The organism is Pseudocalidococcus azoricus BACA0444 (assembly GCF_031729055.1).
Classification (GTDB): Bacteria; Cyanobacteriota; Cyanobacteriia; order Thermosynechococcales; family Thermosynechococcaceae; genus Pseudocalidococcus; species Pseudocalidococcus azoricus.
The window spans coordinates 44,740-62,785 of sequence record NZ_JAVMIP010000018.1 but is presented as its reverse complement, the minus strand read 5'-3'; the positions used below and the strand labels follow the sequence as shown (position 1 = coordinate 62,785).

The following is an 18,046-nucleotide window of genomic DNA, read 5'->3' as shown; positions in this document are numbered from 1 at the left end:
AATTATTTTACCCACTGTTGCTACTGTGCCAACTAGTCATGAAAAATGCTGTATTAGGGTAGTTCAGAACCAGGCCACAATTAAATCTTCTGGAATACCCAAAATATGGTCAGGTGGATTGCTCTAAAATGCTATGTTGTGGATTAAAAGAATGGCTTTTATGAAAAAATTTACTGCTGTCATTGAAAAAGATTCCGATACCAAGCTTTATGTTGGCTATGTTCCTGGGTTTCCTGGATCACATTCACAGGGAGAGACGTTGGACGAATTACAGGATAATCTCCGAGAAGTGATTGAGATGCTTTTAGAGGATGAAGACCTCGAGATCAAGACGGAATTCATCGGAACACAACAGATCACGGTTGGTTAAAGCATGAGTAGCGTTCCTACCCTCAAACCCCAAGAAGTTGTACGGATATTGATAAATTTGGGATTTGTGGAGGTACGTCAGAGAGGTTCGCACAAACAATTTCGTCATGAAGATGGACGAGGAACAACAGTCCCATTTCATAAAGGCCGTGACATTTCACCGAGGTTATTACGGCTGATCGCCAGTGATATTGGTTTAACAGTAGATGAAATGCTGGAGTGGCGTTGAGGCCTGGTAACAAACCTTGGATTTTCTTAGAGTTAAAACGGCCTGGAATTGACACGATTAAGAGTGCCTCTGACACCCTCCCAGGCCAGGCCTCCACATTATTTAAGTATTGATTTTGGCAATTCACTTAAAATTTGAGTACAACTAAGTCCAGCTATGATTTCCTGAAAAGAGAGGGCTTGATTTTTAGTAACATATAAGTTACCATTTGGATGGATTGATGAGAGTCCAAGAATACCTTAAAGATGATGGTTCAAGTCCATATCAGAAATGGTTTGATGGTCTAGATGTCATTGCTGCTGCTAAAGTGACTGTTGCTAAGTCTCGTCTAGAGTTAGGTAATACTTCAAATATTAAATGGTTTGACGGCATTGGGGAATACAAAATTAACTGGGGGCCTGGGTATCGAATTTATTTAGCTCAAGATGGCAAGGAACTGATTATTTTATTTGGGGGTGGGACTAAGAAAACTCAGCAGTCAGATATTGAGCAAGCAAAAGAACTATACCAAGAATACAAGAACAGAAAGAAACAAGTTGGTGAAGTAGATACAAAAAAAGGAATGAAGAATAAAAAGAGGGGATAATCATGACACTAACAAGAGACTTTAAAGAAACCGTTAATTCACGAGTTCAGCGAGATCCGGCATTTGCGACTGCTTTACTTGATGAGGCAATTTCACTTTTCCTTAACGGTGAACCCGAAACAGCAAGGCTGATCCTGAGAGAATTGGTTAATGCAACAGTTGGTTTTGAAGAATTAGCGATTGAAACATCTAAGCCTAGTAAAAGCCTACATCGAATGTTATCTGCCAAAGGAAATCCGACCATGGACAATCTGACGAGTATTCTCAATGTCCTACGTCAAAGGTTACAAGTCGATATCAAGGTTCAGGCTATTTCTTGGAGCTAAAACGGCCTTGAATTGACTCGCTCAAAAGTTCTTCTAACCGCCTCCCAGGCCAGGCCTTCACACTGTCTAAGTATTAATTTTGGCAATTTACATAAAATTTGAGTACGATTAAACCCAGGCCATAAAGGTCAAATATTGGAGTTAAAAGGGTCTTGAATTGACTCGCTCAAGCGTGCTTCTGACACCCTCTCAGGCCAGGCCTTCACCTGTTTAAGTATTGATTTTGGCAATTTACGTAAAAATTTGAGTACGATTAAATCCAGCCATAAACGCAGAATACTCACAAATAATATTGGGGTAGTGCAGAACCAGACCATAATTTAAATCTTCTGGAATACTCCGATTAAGATCACAAGAGCAAAAATATGTTCGGCAATCCACACTTGTATTCAATATTTTGAAAATTTAAGTTTGATATGTACGCTTATTTTTTAAAAATATGATTAGACCCATAATAGTTAAAAGCTATGGAATTATTACAATACCTCCATTTGAATTAATAGTTTATTTGCTAAAACATCCAGAAAAAGAGTTGTATACAGTTAAAAATCATAGCTACTTTACACGCATAGGCTCTAGTGGTTCCTTCAATACGATAGACACCAATGATTTTTCTGTAGATGAGTGGGGTATTTACGAAGAAGATGTTCTTGTGAGGGACTTAGGTCACTTCACTCATCTTCAAGATGCTGAAAAGGCTTTTTTAGAGGCAATTAAATTTGAAAAGAATTTAAAACTACAAGCATGGGATTGGGTAAATAGTGAAATCAAACTTTTCAACAACTTACCTTAGAATTTTCAAAGTATTGCTTCCTAATATTTCTTATTCCCATATCCTCATTGTTTCCTTTCGACTTAGAATTTTTATCTTCAAATGCCTTTGTGCAAGGTAATATTTTAGCATGAATGTATTACTATTTTGTTAATTCTATTCTTATGCAAAGTTTCGGAACTCAGAATAGGTGAATTAATAAGTGCAGAGAGGCTAACTCTTAATGGAGTTTGATAGTACGGTTATTGATCAGAGAAACTATAGGTTTATGGTACTAGAATCGGGGGATATAGTTGGTACTGCTGTTGTCAAGAAAATGTGTGATAAAAATGGAGATTTCTGGCATTTAGATGACTTGCAAATTCGTAAAAACTGTCGCAAAAAAGGTTATGGTACAGCACTGATATATCATCTCGTAACTTATCTTTTGAAAGTAAACCAACTGCCTATTAGAGTTCATCCTGCGATTGGTCAACAGGCATCTGAAGCTCTCGTGGAACGAATTGAAAATCTATCTGAACAAGAACTTGATGAAATGGATAGACAACTAGAACAGGAAATGCAAAACCCTAACTTTTGGAAAAATCAGGAGACTAAACAAATGGTTTTTGATAGTGAAGAACTGAAAAAGTGGTATCGAAAAAGAGGTTTCAATATTGATGATCCAGATGGTAAACATTTATGGTTCAATGAGCATTGATCTTAATACCCTAGACAGAAAAATAGTTGCTATTTTAATTAAATAGACTCGAAATAATTTATCAATATAATTAAATTATTTATAGCAGTTTCGGCATCCATTTAGTACGGCATATTCTTTGCTAGATTAGAGCTTGTATGACTTTGGCTGTACCAGTCCAGCATCGAATTCGCTGTAAGTTGATTTTACTTTGTGTAAGTCAACCCTTCTTAAAATTTTCTTCTAAAGTAATCACTTTATTGGCTTATGATAACAAGTCTCGGAACCGAATAACATTGGCCAAAAGAGTCTTTCACATCTGTAAATACTTTGTTCTCCATTTAAATAAGAATAACGCTCTGTTGACTGAGTATGCACACCACATGAATTTAGCATTGTTAGAAACACAACCAATACACAGTACAATCCAATCATCTGAAGTATTTTTGATCCTGATTTCAGAAAAAAATATGCTATTGGCAAGTAAATAACCAGACAGATAGCTATAGCAAGCAATACAGTAGTTAATCTAGATAAGAAATACATCTGAATAGCAACAGAATTATTTTCAAATAAACCAAATAGTCGAAAAAATTATACCTTGCATACTAGACGCGATACTAGGTTGTAAAGCCAAAAGTTACATATCCCAAATCTAACAAAGGATATGCCGTGTAGCCATAAATGACAAGGTCGTTTTAATATATGAGTGAAAATAATTTATGCATCGAAGCTCACTAAGCCAAAAGTGAAACTGCCCGATGTGTAATCTTCTCAGCCGTTAAGCCATTAAACCCTAAAAGTTCCCCAGCACTTGCGGTTGTTTCCCCCCGTTGCCAGGCCAGGATATCCCGTTTAACCGTTGACCGCAGTAACAAAGGCTCTAGCATTGCCCCAGGCCCGCCAGTAATTCCGATCAATGCATCGCCACCAAAGAGTTCTTCAAACACTGCATCGGTCGCAAAACCACCATCAGGTTCGGAACACGTCTCCCAGGCCACGTCAGAGGGACGATACAACCGCCGGGGATTCACCACCGAAACCACTCGCACCTGATACCCTTGGGCCTCTAATTGTTCTGCCGCCGCCAAGACCGGGGTTAAGACCAAATCTCCCAACGCCGCAAGCACAATGATTTTGCCAGAACCAGACTCCTGTAACGTCACCGCCCCATGTTCCAGGCCATATTCCGTCTGTTCAAAGGTTGTCCGAATCGGGAGCGGGGTTTTGCAGGCAAAGATGGAAATCCCTTTATTGAACGTTCCCAACGCCCAGCGATAGCAGACTTGAACACTATTGGCATCGGTTGGAAACAGCGGGAAAACATTGCCATTACGCATCATCGCTGCATAATAAGCTTCAATTTCCGGGCGTTGATGTGTCCAGCCATTCCGGCCCTGTTCTAAGGCTCCAGCGGTATAAAGCGTAACGGTGGAAGGTGTCGGGCGGCGCAACTCGGCCATGGCTTGGGTGACAGTCTGCCAAATCGGTAAACCATTGATCGCAAAAGACTCATAGGAACACCACAAACTGCGGCTCCCCATCAAGGCCAGGCCAGCAGCTAAGCCAGCACAGGCATCTTCACTCAGAGGTTCATAAACTTGACCGTTGGGGGCCTGATTATAAAGATCATCGGTGGTCGGGTGGATAATTTTCAGGGCCTGGTTAATGTTGGCAATTCCAGAGGCTTCGTTTCCATCGGCATTAGTGACGAGATAACGGCGATCCTTTTGCCCCACATCGGCAACTAACCGGCCCATCGCAGTCGTGGCCACTTTCGCTTCTCCCAGGCCATAGGCTTCTAAGGGCAATTCTCCCAAGTCGGGTAAATCCAACACCGATTCAGTCACCGCAACCTTGGCCGCCGGCCCACCCCCAGCCCGTTCACAATTCGTCCGCACCAACGCCCAGGCCTGGGGGGATAAGGCCCGTTTTTCTAAAGCCGCGACAATATCCGGGTTTTCTAAGGTGTGATGGGCATAAAGGTTATGGGATTTAGCTCCTTTGGCATGAACCCCGGCCCCTTTGAGTTGCTTAATGATAAAGACCGTTAATTCCCCATTCAGAGCAGACTTGGCGGCCTGATCAACCCCTTGGAGAACCGCTTGGGTAAAGGCTAACCGTTGCTTGAATGAAAAAATCGTACTGTCCACATAAGCCCCGGCCTGGGCCTGGTCGTCAAAGTCTTTGGCATCAATCAGCACGACATTTTTGAACCCATTGCCCTGCCAATAGGCCACCATTTCCGCATTGGATTTGAGTGAAACCATCGAGTGATGTTCTTGACTAAAGCCATTCCAAACCAGCACGGGTAAGAAATTCGTCACCGTGGGAAACGCCGTGTTGAAGTGGGCCATGCTGCTGATCACATAGGGTTCACCCAGGCCGCCATCGCCAACTGTAAAGGGAAATAGTTTATCTCGATGCAACCAGGCCGCCGCCATGGCAAAGTGTTGTCCTTGTCCGAGGGGGCCAGCCGGAGCCAAAATTCCCGGAATATAGCCCGATAAATGCCCCAAAAGTCCATGTTTTTCCCGAAAGCGGGCCCGCAAATCTTCTACGGTATTAATGCCCATTGCTTCCAGAGACCGATCCAGAAACATGGCCGAGTAAAATCCCGGGGCGTGGTGGCCAACTTCCGTAATGATATTTTTGTGACCGAGCATGACTAAAGCAGCGTAAGCCTCGGCCTGGCTGGCAAATCCCCCCGGATGCCCTGATGCTTTACTAGCCGTCGTTTGCAGGATTAAATAGCGTAAGGCATCAGCATAAAGGAGGGTCTGATAGGCGGCGGTGGGATTCTGTGGATCAAGAATACGTTGAGAATCCGCAGAGATGATCGGGGTCGTGCCCTGAGTTTCCCAATCCGGCCAATCCTGACTAAAATATTGAACCCCTTGGCAAAAGTCTGGTGGAGTTGGGGAGGATAAAATAGCAGCCATGAAACCCCTCGACAGAAGCAATTAACACTAATCTTAGATCCTACACGGTTTAGTTACATTGCCCACATCATTTAAGATAGAACTTTCATCTGATTCCTATAGAGTCCAGGTCTTACTTTTTGTTATTCACAACTAAGGATGCAATGCAACATCCAGCTAAAAACCAGGTTTAAGTTAGGATTAACCTGTTAGTTTTGGCCACCGCAGAAGTTTCATTTTGACGGACTCTACTACATTTGCAAATGGATATCACTTGGCAAACCTCATTTTATTAGGATATTATCTTAATTTTGACTTCCTGATCTTGCCAGCAAAACTAACAAAGTATTGAAGTTGATTCAATGGTGATAAATTTCGCAATACAATTTAATCTATTGATATAATTCATATCTAGTTGTTATATAAAGGGCAAATACAAGCAGATAATCTCCTATTAAGTCAGTGTAATACCTATCCCTTTATTTCTTGAAGTCTTCCATAACCTGTCTATTCGGATTTGGCTTTTATTTGAAGATCTGGTTGGGGGAAACTGGCATCTCTAGTTATTGTGTTATCCAGACTATTTTGACTCATAACAATCTTGTAAATCTGGCCCGTTAGACGCGTTTTAACTTGCTTCCATCTAGTCATAATTGGGTAACTCTATATTTCAAGCTGAGTTTCTCGATCTAGCAATTCACCGCTTTCTCCAGGCCCCCGACTCATTCAACCAAAATTTGATTAAGTTTTGTGTTTTCTGGGATAAATCTTGAATTTGTTATTGTCCAGTTTAATTGGAACATATTCAACACAAAGTCAACCATGATAGACTACTGCTTATACATTAATAAAATTGACTTAAAAGAGGATTAGAAAAATTCTAATTTATTCAAAGTAGTGAATACACTGAATATCTTTAATCCGATTATGATATAGATATCGGGATCGAAATCGCCGTAAACTTCAGCTAAAAGAAGCTATTAGTCACCCTTTCCTGAATTGTGAATAGACACAAATCACAACAAAGATTTGTCGCATTTTCGATTCAAGACTAGGGTTGATAACATTTTTAGCTAATTCAAGAAACTAGATTTAATCGCTAAAAATGGAGATTTAGATGAATAGTTACTCACCCTGGAAACAGACTCTTAGAACATTTATTGGCCTGGGAATTCCCAGTCTCAGCTTAAGCATTCCTTTTCTGTTCCCAATTCAGGCTCAGGCTCAATCCTCATTTAGCGATGTCCAGGGAATCTGGGGACAAACCTGTATTGAGTCCCTTGTCCGACGGAACATTATTAGTGGTTATCCTGATGGGACATTTCGCCCCAATGCTGCTGTCACTCGGGCGGAGTTTGCTGCCATGTTGAGCAAAGCCTTTCCTACCGCGCCCATAAATCGGTCTGCAAATCAGTTTAGTGATGTTCAGTCAAACTTTTGGGCCTATTCAGGTATCCAAAATTCTTCACGAACCGGTTTCCTCAGCGGCTACCCTGGAAACTACTTTCGTCCAAATGAAAATATTCCCCGCGTCCAGGCCTTGGTGGCTTTAGCCAGTGGCTTAAACTATATTCCAACGAGTAGTGTGGATGTTACGCTCGAAAACTTTAATGATGCAAATGTTATTCCCGAATATGCTCGTTCGGCAATTGCAGCGGCAACGGAGCGGCAGTTGGTAGTTAATTACCCGAATGTGCGGGACTTGCAACCGACTCAACTGGCCAGTCGAGTGGATATTGCTAACTTCCTTTGTCAGGCGACAAAAACAGGAACGCAAGCGTTTGTTCCCACTCGGTATGTAGCTTTAGCTCCCCCCCAGTCCCCTACGCCAACGCCTGTTCCAGCCCCTGTCCGCCCCTCCTTGTCTCAAGCACCAGCAAATATTGCTGTCGGCACTCAGATTCCAGTTCGTTATCTAGACGCTCCCCTGATTCTCCTAGCTCCGAATGAAACGGTAGAGATTAATCTAGCTACTACAGCAAATATCAATGATTCCTGGGGGCGGGTCGCTATCCCTCGGGGTAGTCTGATTCACGGACAAATCCAGCCTGTGCAGGGCGGTTCTCGCTTTGTTGCAGATGGATTGCGCTTAAAAAATGACCAACAGATTCCGCTTTCAGCAACATCATCAGTGGTGGGGAAAGCTCTTAGCCTGCGTGATCCAAATATCATCAATGTGCTGCGAAACTCTGCGATTGGCTCAACAGTTGCCGCTGCTGTGAATAATCTTGCTGGAAATCAAACCATTGCCGTGATGAAGATTTTGCCAGGCACCGTTCCCAACTATGTCAACACTAACAAGGGGAACAATCCAACTCTCACGGTGTCTCGCAATGACTTAATCAATGCCGCAATTACCATGGGAGTCTCTGCCATTACTGGGGGAAATTACAACCCCGAGCGGCTGATCTTAGGGCCTGGATCAACCGATAATTCTAACCTCAACGGTATCGTCAAACCTGTGTCAGATGATGTGGTGGCGATTGATGCTCAGCGGGATCTAACCCTGACATTGCATTCTGGTTTACTGGTTAGGGAGGACTAGAGCCGAGATAAAGATATCCTGCTAATGGTTCTGATATTTCTGGATTAGGTATTCAGGTTCACCTGTTCATCCAGTAACAATCAATATTTTGTATTTTTGCCTACTCTTAAATATTCTAGGAGGAGGCATTTTGCGTGATTACATTAAGGCGAAATTAAGTAGCAACGAATCCCCTATGATACTCTCGAAAACGCTTTGATTCAGTCACCATGGCATCTCTCAAAAACCAGGCCCAGGCCACTGCTGATTTTATTCAGGCCCAGGGTTCGTTTGCGCCGGATTTGGTGGTAGTTCTAGGGTCAGGTTGGGGAGGCTTAGTCGAATACATCACTATCGAAAGGATGTTTCCCTACAGGAGCATTCCCCACTTTCCCCAGGCCACCGTTGCTGGTCATGGTAATCAGCTGATTTTGGCCAAGCACGAAAATAAATCCCTAATGATTCTCTCAGGAAGATTTCATTTTTATGAGGGGTATTCTCTCGCCGAAACAACCTTTCCTTTGCGGGTGGCCCATCTTCTTGGCGCAAAGGGCTTAATTACCACCAATGCCGCTGGAGGCGTTCAAACCCATTTTCGGGCGGGAGACTTAATGATTATTACCGATCATCTCAATTTGTTGGTGGATAATCCGTTGCGGGGCATGAGTGGAGGGGAATTTGGCTCTCGGTTTGTGGATTTGGTGGCAGCCTATGATAGCGAATGGCAGGATTTAGCGCAGGTCACGGCTCAAGCGCTGGGCTTAACTTGTCATCGAGGAGTTTATGCAGCCGTACCTGGGCCGAATTATGAAACACCCGCAGAAATTCGGATGCTCCGGGGCCTGGGGGCAGATGCAGTGGGAATGTCAACAGTTCCAGAAGTGATTGTGGCGCGGCAGATGGGAATGCGAGTTCTTGCCCTCTCCTGCATTACAAACTTAGGTGCAGGTATCGCCAATCACCCTCTGAATCATGAAGAAGTTCTAACGGTTGGCCAAACGATGCAGCAATCTTTTAGTCTGTTTTTAGGGACAGTTCTGGCGAAGATGGCAACCTAACTTTTCTTGGGTTGAATGACTCCCTTGGCCAGCGTGGGCATGATGCATAACCTTTCGCTTCGCAGACAGATTTCACGATGGGGACGAATCTTGGGCCTGGGTAGTTTGGTCTTGGGGGGTATGGGTGCTGATTACGCCCAAAGTTTTGCTGCGGAAAGGTTTTCCATTCCCTTCAGTGGCGTACGTTTTAACCTGACGATTAAGGATTTAGAAGTCTATGCCCAATCGGGAAAACTCCAAGGGGAATTAGCCAGCTATGCCCAACGGGCTACTCCCGCACAAATGGCTGAGTTACGGCAAATTCTCCAGGCCCGGATCAATGTGCCAGCTTTTGCCGTCTCCCAATTTCTCTACTCTAATCTGGGGGAAACTGTCCTGAAATCAGTGGGGGAAGATTTACGCACTGGGGCGAATCAAAACGGGTTTTATGGGTTGCGCTCGGCCTTTATCCTAGCGGCTAAGGATCCGGAGGGGTTAAGCATCCTCAATATTCTCAGACTTGTGCCTGGCTGTTGTATTAACGTTAATTCTGAGCGTGTTTTGGCCCAGTTCCGTTTGTTTGGGCATTTGATGGAAATAACCACCACCGCTATGACTGGCCTGGAAGCTCGAGCAGCGGCGGAAATTAAAGCCATTGGCCCCATAGACTTTCAGAAACTCCCGGATTTGCGCCAAGTTGGCCCAGTGGCCTGGCAAGAACAGACTATTACCGTCACCGATACCAAGCGACAACGACAGTTTCCAGTCACAGTTTTTCTCCCCGCTGTTTCCAGGCCGGCTCCGGTGATGATTATTTCCCATGGCCTGGGGTCTGATCGCAATGACTTCCTAGAACTGGCCAAACATCTCGCATCCTATGGCCTGGCGGTTGCTCTCCCGGAACATCCCGGTAGTAACGCCCAGCAACGCCTAGCTTTTTTAACCGGCCTGGAAAAACAGTTTATCCGCCCTGAAGAATTTATCGAACGCCCCCGCGATATTACGGCTCTGCTGGATGAACTGACCCGCCTCAGCCAGGCCGATCCGCGTTTCCAAGGCAAAATCAATCCCAACCAGGCCGGGGCAATTGGTCATTCCATTGGTGGGCAAACCGTATTGTCGTTGGCCGGGGCAAACCTAAACTGGGAGCAGATCAAACAGGACTGTCAGCAAGAGCTAGGGGCTTTGAGCATCGCAGTTCCCATCCAATGTAGTGCCATGACCCTAACTCCCGAAGCCATCAATCTCCGGGATGAGCGGATCAAAGGGGTAATTGCCCTAAACCCGATTCAACGGATTCTGTTGGGCCAGGCCAGTCTTCAGCAAATTGCTATTCCGGTGATGGTGGTAGCGGGCTCCGATGATGTGGTCACACCTGCTGTTTTAGAACAAATTGAACCCTTTACTTGGCTACAAACCCCGATAAAATACCTCACTGTCATCCAAAAAGGAACCCATAACTACAATCCTGGGATTGGCGGCCAAGGGGGTGGCGCAATTCCTCTACCCGCAGCCCTATTCGGCCCAGATCCAGCCTTAGCCCGGCGTTACCTAAATGCCCTCAGTGTTGCTTTTGCCGAAACCCATATTGCTAACCAGGCCCAGTTTCGCCCTTTCCTAACCCCAACCTATGCCCAGGCCATCAGCCAACCCCAACTCCCACTGATCCTTGTCCAAGGACTCTAGCCCAATCTATAAATCTTTTTCGCAGATGATTTATAGTAAACATAATTGCTTCGCTGCGGAGTTAGTTTTCTATGCCGACCACCCAGGCCCTTGATGCCCAAGCCCTCTTTCAAGCTGCCTATGAAAATCGTTACACCTGGGATGAAAACTTTCCCGGATTTTTGGCTGATGTCATTCTTCATCAAGGGGATATTAGTCATCATGGACAGGTAACGGTTACAGCCAATTTTCAAGTCACGGTGACAGGGATTGAGTCTGAGGACATTCAAAAAGAAATTCAACGCCCCCTCCAAGAAGTGGTCACCCACCGTAAGCGCAATAGCTTCCAGGCCAGCCACGGGAAAAATACCTTTACGGTTGGGGATACGGATGCCACCGGCGCGGTAGAGATTTTAGTCACTGGGGATGCAATGGGGTCTAACTATCGGGTTCGCAATAACCAAGTAGTCTATGTGAGTCGGGTCATGGGCGGGATGGCCTTTGCCATTGATCACCTTGCTGCCTTGGATACGGGAGAGGGCTACATTTCGACCCATTATAAAGCCATTTTCCGTCAGCCCCAAAGCAATCAAGTTTTGCAGGAAGTGGAATTCCTCGATACCTATGAGAAAGTGGGTGGCTATTTTCTACTGTCCAAAAAAGTTGTCCATGTTTCAGAACAAGGGCAGACAACCACTACTGAACTCACCCTCAGCAATTTGCAACTGTTAGAAAGCTAAACCAATTATTGGGCTGACCTAAACTTATGCTGAGTTATCGTCATTTTTACCAAAACTGAGACATTCAAAACGACTAGCTATAGTGGTTTCCAGTATTTTTGTGTTTTATTCCTAAGTGAAATGACTATAGCTTTTCCAACTCAGAGTGGGACTGTGAGGAGAGAAAAGCACTAAACTCAATGATTGTTGTTATCTGTAGGGGTCATGAGTTACAGCTTGGATTTACGGGAACGGGTGATGGCCTATCTAAAACAGGGTGGGCAAGTCACTCAAGCCGTCAAGATTTTCTGCGAGCTAGCAAAAACGCTGCAAGCGTGGGCAAAACAGCAGAGTAGCTCTAGTCTCGTTTACATGGATAAAAGTGGACTTGACCCCAATCCTACCTGCGTCTATGGCTGGTCAAAACGGGGAAAACGCTTATTTGGAGCGCAACAAGGAAAACGACGCAAACGAGAGAGTCTGGTTGCTGCTAGACATCATCACCTCAAGGATTTTATTGCCCCCATGCTCTTGGATGCTTCTCTCGATCCGGTGGGATTTACAGCATGGTTGAGCCACTATTGCTTGCCGGAATTAGACCAACCCTCCTTCTGATTTTGGATCATGCTTCGATACATCAGAAGACTGTGATGCTGTGCACGATCGTTGGTCTCTAACAAGATAGAGCGTGATTTCAGTGCTCTAAAACGAGCCAGGATGTATGCTGACATCGGCACATCTGTTGACAAAATTATCCGCAACTATTCTGCCGCTTAATGTCTCACTCTTAATCAAAATAACTATAGAAGTTATTTGGCGTGCTACTCAAGTTAGTACCCCTCAGTTGATTCTGACTGTAGAGCCGTTGATTGTTGCCCAAAAACTTGAAGATTCATTTTGATCAACAACAGCAATATCGATGGGCTGTCCTTGATTGCACCTAGTTAATCTGAGCGACTGAGTAGAAATAGCTCTGAATCCCAATCTGGACTGGATTAAGCAAAGGTTTCTTTGGGTAATTGAGACCTGGGTAAATCATGGCCTGGGGGTAAATCAATCACCACAGGGGTTAATCGTCCTTGGGGATATCGTTGCCAGGCCGGTCGAACTAGGGTTTTAAGTAATTGTCCAAGGGTTTTGAGTTCTCCTTGGGATTTAGGCCAACACCACTGACCAGGCTGACAGAACAAAAGCTGCACCAGCTTGCGATATTCGGGTAAACTTAGCTCCTCAAACATCACCCGCAACTCCTGACCAGGCCCCGCTTGTTCCGATCCATGACTGATGGCCTGGGCAAGAAGTTTAAAGTGGGATTTACCAAATTCCAACTCTAAGGTTGTCCCAGGGGGAAGAATAATTGGTGTTTCTAAATCAATCACAGCCCCCCCTTCCGAAAGCAACCGCACCTGGCCGCGCACCTCCCAATCCTTACTAGTTTTTATATCTACAGTTAGGGGCCGTTTTAAGGCAAACCAAAGAAACCCATCCACTTGCGGGCCATCCACACAGGCCATCACCGCCAGGCTCAAAACCAGGAGATTGTAAATACTCCAGACCAGGCCAATTTGCTCCCAAGGGCTAACCCTCTCCTCCGGTTGCAGCAATGCCCAAGCACAAAACAATAAATTAATGAGAGAGGCCCCCAGTAACAGCAATAACGGCCAGGCCACCCTCCCATTCAAGCGATAGTACCAGCGTTGTCGTCCCTTGGGAGTGACCTGAAATGAGCGTCCAAAGGGAAATAACAGCGTCTGAAACACCGTGATGGTAATCGGTACGCATTGCAAAACACTATAAACATCAGACATTAAGGCCGAGCGACTGCGCCCATTCAGCCAGCTAAAACTGCTCAAGGTAACTAAGTAATAGGGCAAGGAATAAAATATCCAAGCGGCAATCGTGGCTTTAATCGGGACCAGGCCCAGGCCATTGGCAACTAAGGGCAAGAGCAAGAAAATTAGACGAATGGGGCTGTGAAACCATTGGACTAATCCCTCGAGGTGAGCGATTCGTTGTTGTCGGTTTAGGCCAGCAATGGTCAAGGGGTTCGCCCCTACAAAAAAAGACTGCAAGCTCCCCCTGGCCCAACGCAACCGCTGTTGAATATGCCCCGCCAAATCATCGGCACACAGGCCTGCACTTAAACTTTCCTCCAAATACAACACCCGATAGCCCAAACTACTCAGCCGCACCCCCGTCAAATAATCTTCACTCAGAGTATCGACATCAAATCCTCCTACCGCTTCCAATGCCGCCCGCCGCACCACAAACGCACTCCCATAGCAAATGGCAGACTCGACGGCATCCCGCAAAACTTGATAATGGCGGGAAAATATTTCCACTTCCTGGGGCAGAGTGTCGGTTAAGCCAAGGTTGCGGGCTACGGGATCATGGTTATAAAAACTCTGATAGGTTTGCAGCAGGCCGACTGTGGGATCTGCGAAAAAGCCGACTGTCCGGGTTAAAAAATTACGGGTTGGGACAAAGTCAGCATCAAACACCACCACCAGTTCCCCTTGGCAAAATTCCAGGCCATGATTCAGATTTCCAGCTTTGGCATAGAGATTATTAGGACGGGTTAGATAATGACATCCAAGCATGGCCGCTAATTCTTTCACTTCGGGGCGACGGGTATCATCTAGCAAAAAGACTTCAAAGTTTTCATAATCCAAGGCCTGACACCCGACAATCGTTCGCTTGAGAATAGTCAGGGGTTCATCGTAGGTCGGAATTAAAATATCAACCTTGGGGCCATAAACAGCGGTCTGGATTGGGGCTGAGGATGGTTGGGCCTGGAGATCAGGATTGGGAGCCGAGTCAACCTTGGGGCGTTCATAAAGCAGCCAATTTAACTGCCAGGCCTGCCCGGCCAAAACCAACAATTCCAGGCCTAAGAAACCCACACTCACCACCGCAGCGGAGGGAGAGTCAAAGTTTAAGGTTGTCAGCACCCGCCACAGGACATAGCGCACCAGTAGGGCCAGCAAAATCGCCACCATCACTACCTGTGACCAGACTTTGGGGTTTGGTGAGAGTTTCGTTAATCCCCAGGCCAGGCCCATCAAGCCAAAGGGCAAGCTCCAGATATACCAGTCCGGCAAATAACTAATTTCTAACCAGGCCGGATCTTGATATTGTTCTAGCCAGGACTCTAAAACACAGCCGATTTTGGATAATTCCTGCCACGCTATCCAGAATAAGCTCAAGGCGGCCATTAAACCAAGAACAATTACCAAGCTGCGGGGATGTATTCGAGTAGATTTCCGTCTATGAACAGGTGAAGCGGTGATCATTGGAGGTAATATCCTACAACTAAGTATCAGCAGAAATAACAAGTTGACAATAAGAATGAAAACAAGAATGAGTAGAATTAAATTTCACCAAGCATGACAACTTCCCCCTGAGGCACAGACGGGGCAGAAGCCAGTTCAATCGTAATCGCAACACTCGTCAAACTCATTAAGGCAGGTTCTAACGGTAACTTTACGAAGACCCGTCCCGATGAATCGGGCACAAATTCCGCACAATTTACTTTCTTGCCATCCACAGCCGCCCAAAGCCGATAAACCTGGCCTGGGGGTAACGGAGCAAGATGATCAATACTGATGACGGCTGTTTTATCCTCTGGGGCAACCGCTAACACTCCTGTTGCATCAGACGCGCCTCCCATCCCGGCCAACATCAATGTTCGACTCCGATTTGGGGCAGATTGTTGCAATTGTGCCTGGATTTGGGTGAGTTCCGCTTGCATCCCAGCCAGTTGTTGACGCAAGTGATATCCATCCCAGGCCCAGCCAACTCCCAAAAGGGTGGCCAAACCCCCAATCCCCAGAAGCAGCCCCGGCCCAGTAAATCTTCGGACATGAGTTTGATCGGGTTTTATCGAGGCGATTTCAAGAATTTTATGGCGTAAGCGGGGTGGGGGTGGCGAACTTGGCAAAGACAGAGGTAAGTGATCAAAAGCCATTTGGAACTGCTCGATTTCTGCTTTCAACTCAGGATGGACGCGTAACAACTCTTGCACCTGGGCTGTCTCGGTGTCTGAGAGATTATTCAGGACATACCCAGCAAAAAGATTTTCCCAATCCGCTTGGGGTGGCAACTGCACCATTGTTATTCCCTCAAATCTGCTAACAGGCGTTTTAGTTGAATCAAACCATTCCGGGCCCGAGATTTGATCGTTCCTAAGGGAGTATCTAGGTTGGCCGCAATTTCAGATTGGCTCAGACCACTGTAATAAGCAAGTTCTAAGACCTGGCGATGAGTTGCGGGAAGTTGATCTAAGGCCTGGCGAACCCGTTGCCGCTCATCCGTATTCGCTACTTCCTGGGCCGAGGTATAGACTGGCTTGGTTTCAAAAATGTATTGGATATTTTTATTTTGGGCATTTAATTTTCGGAGTCGATCAATCGAACGCGACCGAGTCAGAACCGTTAAAAAAGCCCGCAAAGACCCCCGATCCTGGTTATAAGCCTTATTTATAAGTTGAGAGAAAATATCTTGAGTCATATCCTCTGCCTCTTCTACATTGTTCAAAATCCGTAACGCCAAGTGATAGACAAAACTGCCGTAGCGATCATAAAGAATACCCATGGCTTGGTGCTGGCCTTGGCGTGCTCTTGTAATTAGCTCGGCATCACTTAAATCTTTAAGAATCATAATTGCTCGCTAACATCAGCAGTCCCAGGCAGTCTAGCGAAAATTACCCTGAGAAAAAGCCCCACTTCCTGACTTTGAGGTATTTCAATATCTGTCCCCGTCCGAAATTTTAGGACTAAAACAAGGAGGCAGTGCCATTTAACGGATCAAACTCCCAACGCTGATCATAATTCGTTTCTCCGTAGATATTAAAACTCAAGGTGGGATGGGGGCTAAGTGCTTCCACGTGATGAATTGTTTCTGGCATAAGCCCCAGAATATCGCCTGGGCTGAGGGTTAAGGTTACTCCCGGTTCAAGTTGAGGCGGAATTGCGGCGGCGGGTGAATCTTGCCAAAAGGTATTTTGCTCCTGGCCATCTAGCATAGCCACAATTCCCCAGGCCCCGTGATTGTGAATGGGTGACTTTGCCCCCGGACTCCAGGCCACGCGCTGCACAGTGAGAGGATAAAATGGCTCATCATAGAGTGTCTGAACGCCCCAACCCAGAACCGGATCAGGGACTAAGTCCGGCCAGGCCAGCCAAGGAGAATCTGCCAACAATCGCTGCACCAACGGACATAACAATTGCAATCGCTGCTCATCCTCCTGCACTGTCAGCAGAATATCCTCAACATGGGTCAGAAACCGATATAACCGCAGGGGACTGTTGGCTAAGGGTGTTAATTGACCCACTAAGGGCTGACAAATACCCGCCGCATTGGCCCAATAAGCCTGGCCACCAAAAGCCGGGGAGTCTTGTATCATCATCAGGATCACCAACCATTCTGAGTCATGAACAGGTTAGAGCAAATCTTTATTGGGCTACCGTCAATACTTTCGGATAGTTGGGATTGGCAAGGGTAATATTCTGTTGTAAGTTCTGTAACCAAGTTTGCTGCACCCCTTTGTCATAGTTCAAGTACAACTTGCCTTGATGGATGTACCAAGCCTTCGGATCTGTAGGGGCAATATTCCCTTCCGCCATGGCCTTGGCACAATACCCACCGTACTGGGGTGCATATTGACTGGGATTGGCAGCAAATAAATCCCGATTGGTGGCGGAGGAAAAGTGCCAGTTCATTCCTTGCCATTTAAACGTGTATTGGCCACTGCCTGAAACAGCCCGTCCTTGGGTAAAGTAGCTGACTACATCCTGACCTTTTAAGGCAATCCCGGCCTGGTCACTGTAGATCAACGATTGTTTAGTTGCAGCTGCGCAAGGATTTTTAGAGGCACAGGGGTTTTTACTGGCACAGGGGTTGGGCTTATTTGCAATTTGGGACGTTAATGGAGATGCACCAGAGACGGCATGACTTTTAGAACTGCCATAGTAGGTCAAGGCAGAAAGAGCCATTAGGGAAGCAAGAGCGGCATAGTAGGTAACTTTCATGGTGGGTGTCTAGCAACAACACAAAATGTACGCACCGGAAAGCCGTTTGGATGATCTGAGATGGGATAAAGAGTTTTGAACCGAATCCTGGAAGCGACAACTCTACCGTCTGTAGCTCAATCACCACCTGAAAATCTATTCGCTAATATCTCTCCATATCGAGAGCCAAAAAATCTAGCTAAAATATATT

The 18,046-nt window shown here is 45.7% G+C and carries 16 protein-coding genes and 1 pseudogene; 11 read left to right on the top strand and 6 right to left on the bottom strand.

All coding sequences use genetic code 11. The features are described from left to right. The first annotated feature begins 160 nt into the window (after positions 1 to 160). The 6 genes from RIF25_RS14070 to RIF25_RS14050 all read left to right on the top strand — a co-directional run bounded on the left by RIF25_RS14070 (position 161) and on the right by RIF25_RS14050 (position 2,982). Positions 161 to 370, top strand: coding sequence for a type II toxin-antitoxin system HicB family antitoxin (locus RIF25_RS14070; RefSeq protein WP_407682434.1), 210 nt, complete (start codon positions 161 to 163; stop codon positions 368 to 370). Positions 371 to 373: 3 nt separating this feature from the next. Continuing rightward, the gene (locus RIF25_RS17380) at positions 374 to 598 is read left to right on the top strand and encodes a type II toxin-antitoxin system HicA family toxin (protein WP_407682430.1); all 225 of its coding nucleotides are present in this window, start codon (positions 374 to 376) and stop codon (positions 596 to 598) included. A gap of 220 nt (positions 599 to 818) precedes the next feature. Further along, complete coding sequence (locus tag RIF25_RS14065) at positions 819 to 1,184, top strand: type II toxin-antitoxin system RelE/ParE family toxin (RefSeq protein WP_322879159.1); 366 nt, start codon at positions 819 to 821, stop codon at positions 1,182 to 1,184. 2 nt (positions 1,185 to 1,186) lie between these two features. Beyond that, positions 1,187 to 1,510: a helix-turn-helix domain-containing transcriptional regulator gene (locus tag RIF25_RS14060; RefSeq protein ID WP_322879158.1), complete on the top strand. Its 324-nt coding sequence runs from the start codon at positions 1,187 to 1,189 to the stop codon at positions 1,508 to 1,510. Between the two features lie 439 nt (positions 1,511 to 1,949). Further along, positions 1,950 to 2,303, top strand: coding sequence for a hypothetical protein (locus RIF25_RS14055; RefSeq protein ID WP_322879157.1), 354 nt, complete (start codon positions 1,950 to 1,952; stop codon positions 2,301 to 2,303). A 202-nt stretch (positions 2,304 to 2,505) separates the two neighbouring features. Next, positions 2,506 to 2,982, top strand: a complete 477-nt coding sequence (locus RIF25_RS14050) for a GNAT family N-acetyltransferase (RefSeq protein ID WP_322879156.1) — start codon at positions 2,506 to 2,508, stop codon at positions 2,980 to 2,982. Positions 2,983 to 3,698: 716 nt separating this feature from the next. Here the strand turns inward: RIF25_RS14050 and RIF25_RS14045 are convergent. After that, the gene (locus RIF25_RS14045; protein ID WP_322879155.1) at positions 3,699 to 5,903 is read right to left on the bottom strand and encodes a phosphoketolase family protein; all 2,205 of its coding nucleotides are present in this window, start codon (positions 5,901 to 5,903) and stop codon (positions 3,699 to 3,701) included. A gap of 1,096 nt (positions 5,904 to 6,999) precedes the next feature. On the opposite strand from RIF25_RS14045, the gene RIF25_RS14040 reads away from it, so the two are divergent. The 5 genes and pseudogenes from RIF25_RS14040 to RIF25_RS14020 all read left to right on the top strand — a co-directional run bounded on the left by RIF25_RS14040 (position 7,000) and on the right by RIF25_RS14020 (position 12,604). Further along, complete coding sequence (locus tag RIF25_RS14040) at positions 7,000 to 8,427, top strand: S-layer homology domain-containing protein (protein WP_322879154.1); 1,428 nt, start codon at positions 7,000 to 7,002, stop codon at positions 8,425 to 8,427. Between the two features lie 209 nt (positions 8,428 to 8,636). Then, a complete protein-coding gene (locus RIF25_RS14035; RefSeq protein ID WP_322879153.1) occupies positions 8,637 to 9,464 on the top strand; it encodes a purine-nucleoside phosphorylase in 828 nt (275 codons plus the stop codon). Positions 9,465 to 9,503: 39 nt separating this feature from the next. Further along, positions 9,504 to 11,129 (top strand): alpha/beta hydrolase, encoded by a 1,626-nt coding sequence (locus RIF25_RS14030; RefSeq protein WP_322879152.1) that lies wholly within the window; start codon positions 9,504 to 9,506, stop codon positions 11,127 to 11,129. A gap of 71 nt (positions 11,130 to 11,200) precedes the next feature. Next, positions 11,201 to 11,848 carry a DUF3386 domain-containing protein gene (locus RIF25_RS14025; RefSeq protein WP_322879151.1) on the top strand — a complete coding sequence of 216 codons (648 nt, stop codon included), beginning with the start codon at positions 11,201 to 11,203 and terminating at the stop codon, positions 11,846 to 11,848. Positions 11,849 to 12,052: 204 nt separating this feature from the next. Then, a pseudogene (locus RIF25_RS14020) lies at positions 12,053 to 12,604 on the top strand (transposase). 218 nt (positions 12,605 to 12,822) lie between these two features. Here the strand turns inward: RIF25_RS14020 and RIF25_RS14015 are convergent. The 5 genes from RIF25_RS14015 to RIF25_RS13995 form a co-directional block, all read right to left on the bottom strand. After that, a complete protein-coding gene (locus RIF25_RS14015) occupies positions 12,823 to 15,120 on the bottom strand; it encodes a glycosyltransferase family 2 protein (RefSeq protein ID WP_322879150.1) in 2,298 nt (765 codons plus the stop codon). Between the two features lie 77 nt (positions 15,121 to 15,197). Beyond that, positions 15,198 to 15,938, bottom strand: a complete 741-nt coding sequence (locus RIF25_RS14010; protein WP_322879149.1) for an anti-sigma factor — start codon at positions 15,936 to 15,938, stop codon at positions 15,198 to 15,200. A 2-nt stretch (positions 15,939 to 15,940) separates the two neighbouring features. Further along, the gene (locus RIF25_RS14005; RefSeq protein WP_322879148.1) at positions 15,941 to 16,486 is read right to left on the bottom strand and encodes a sigma-70 family RNA polymerase sigma factor; all 546 of its coding nucleotides are present in this window, start codon (positions 16,484 to 16,486) and stop codon (positions 15,941 to 15,943) included. Positions 16,487 to 16,601: 115 nt separating this feature from the next. Then, positions 16,602 to 17,231, bottom strand: coding sequence for a cysteine dioxygenase family protein (locus RIF25_RS14000; RefSeq protein ID WP_322879147.1), 630 nt, complete (start codon positions 17,229 to 17,231; stop codon positions 16,602 to 16,604). A gap of 49 nt (positions 17,232 to 17,280) precedes the next feature. After that, positions 17,281 to 17,856 carry a YHS domain-containing (seleno)protein gene (locus tag RIF25_RS13995; protein WP_322879146.1) on the bottom strand — a complete coding sequence of 192 codons (576 nt, stop codon included), beginning with the start codon at positions 17,854 to 17,856 and terminating at the stop codon, positions 17,281 to 17,283. Between the last annotated feature and the right edge of the window lie 190 nt (positions 17,857 to 18,046).

Bases quoted from the DNA above. Each gene is read 5' to 3' on its own strand.
- RIF25_RS13995 (WP_322879146.1), bottom strand. From the start codon at position 17,856: ATGAAAGTTACCTACTATGCCGCTCTTGCTTCCCTAATGGCTCTTTCT.
- RIF25_RS17380 (WP_407682430.1), top strand. From the start codon at position 374: ATGAGTAGCGTTCCTACCCTCAAACCCCAAGAAGTTGTACGGATATTG.
- RIF25_RS14070 (WP_407682434.1), top strand. From the start codon at position 161: ATGAAAAAATTTACTGCTGTCATTGAAAAAGATTCCGATACCAAGCTT.
- RIF25_RS14065 (WP_322879159.1), top strand. From the start codon at position 819: ATGAGAGTCCAAGAATACCTTAAAGATGATGGTTCAAGTCCATATCAG.
- RIF25_RS14005 (WP_322879148.1), bottom strand. From the start codon at position 16,486: ATGATTCTTAAAGATTTAAGTGATGCCGAGCTAATTACAAGAGCACGC.
- RIF25_RS14055 (WP_322879157.1), top strand. From the start codon at position 1,950: ATGATTAGACCCATAATAGTTAAAAGCTATGGAATTATTACAATACCT.
- RIF25_RS14000 (WP_322879147.1), bottom strand. From the start codon at position 17,231: ATGATACAAGACTCCCCGGCTTTTGGTGGCCAGGCTTATTGGGCCAAT.
- RIF25_RS14010 (WP_322879149.1), bottom strand. From the start codon at position 15,938: ATGGTGCAGTTGCCACCCCAAGCGGATTGGGAAAATCTTTTTGCTGGG.
- RIF25_RS14050 (WP_322879156.1), top strand. From the start codon at position 2,506: ATGGAGTTTGATAGTACGGTTATTGATCAGAGAAACTATAGGTTTATG.
- RIF25_RS14040 (WP_322879154.1), top strand. From the start codon at position 7,000: ATGAATAGTTACTCACCCTGGAAACAGACTCTTAGAACATTTATTGGC.
- RIF25_RS14045 (WP_322879155.1), bottom strand. From the start codon at position 5,903: ATGGCTGCTATTTTATCCTCCCCAACTCCACCAGACTTTTGCCAAGGG.
- RIF25_RS14025 (WP_322879151.1), top strand. From the start codon at position 11,201: ATGCCGACCACCCAGGCCCTTGATGCCCAAGCCCTCTTTCAAGCTGCC.
- RIF25_RS14060 (WP_322879158.1), top strand. From the start codon at position 1,187: ATGACACTAACAAGAGACTTTAAAGAAACCGTTAATTCACGAGTTCAG.
- RIF25_RS14035 (WP_322879153.1), top strand. From the start codon at position 8,637: ATGGCATCTCTCAAAAACCAGGCCCAGGCCACTGCTGATTTTATTCAG.
- RIF25_RS14015 (WP_322879150.1), bottom strand. From the start codon at position 15,120: ATGATCACCGCTTCACCTGTTCATAGACGGAAATCTACTCGAATACAT.
- RIF25_RS14030 (WP_322879152.1), top strand. From the start codon at position 9,504: ATGATGCATAACCTTTCGCTTCGCAGACAGATTTCACGATGGGGACGA.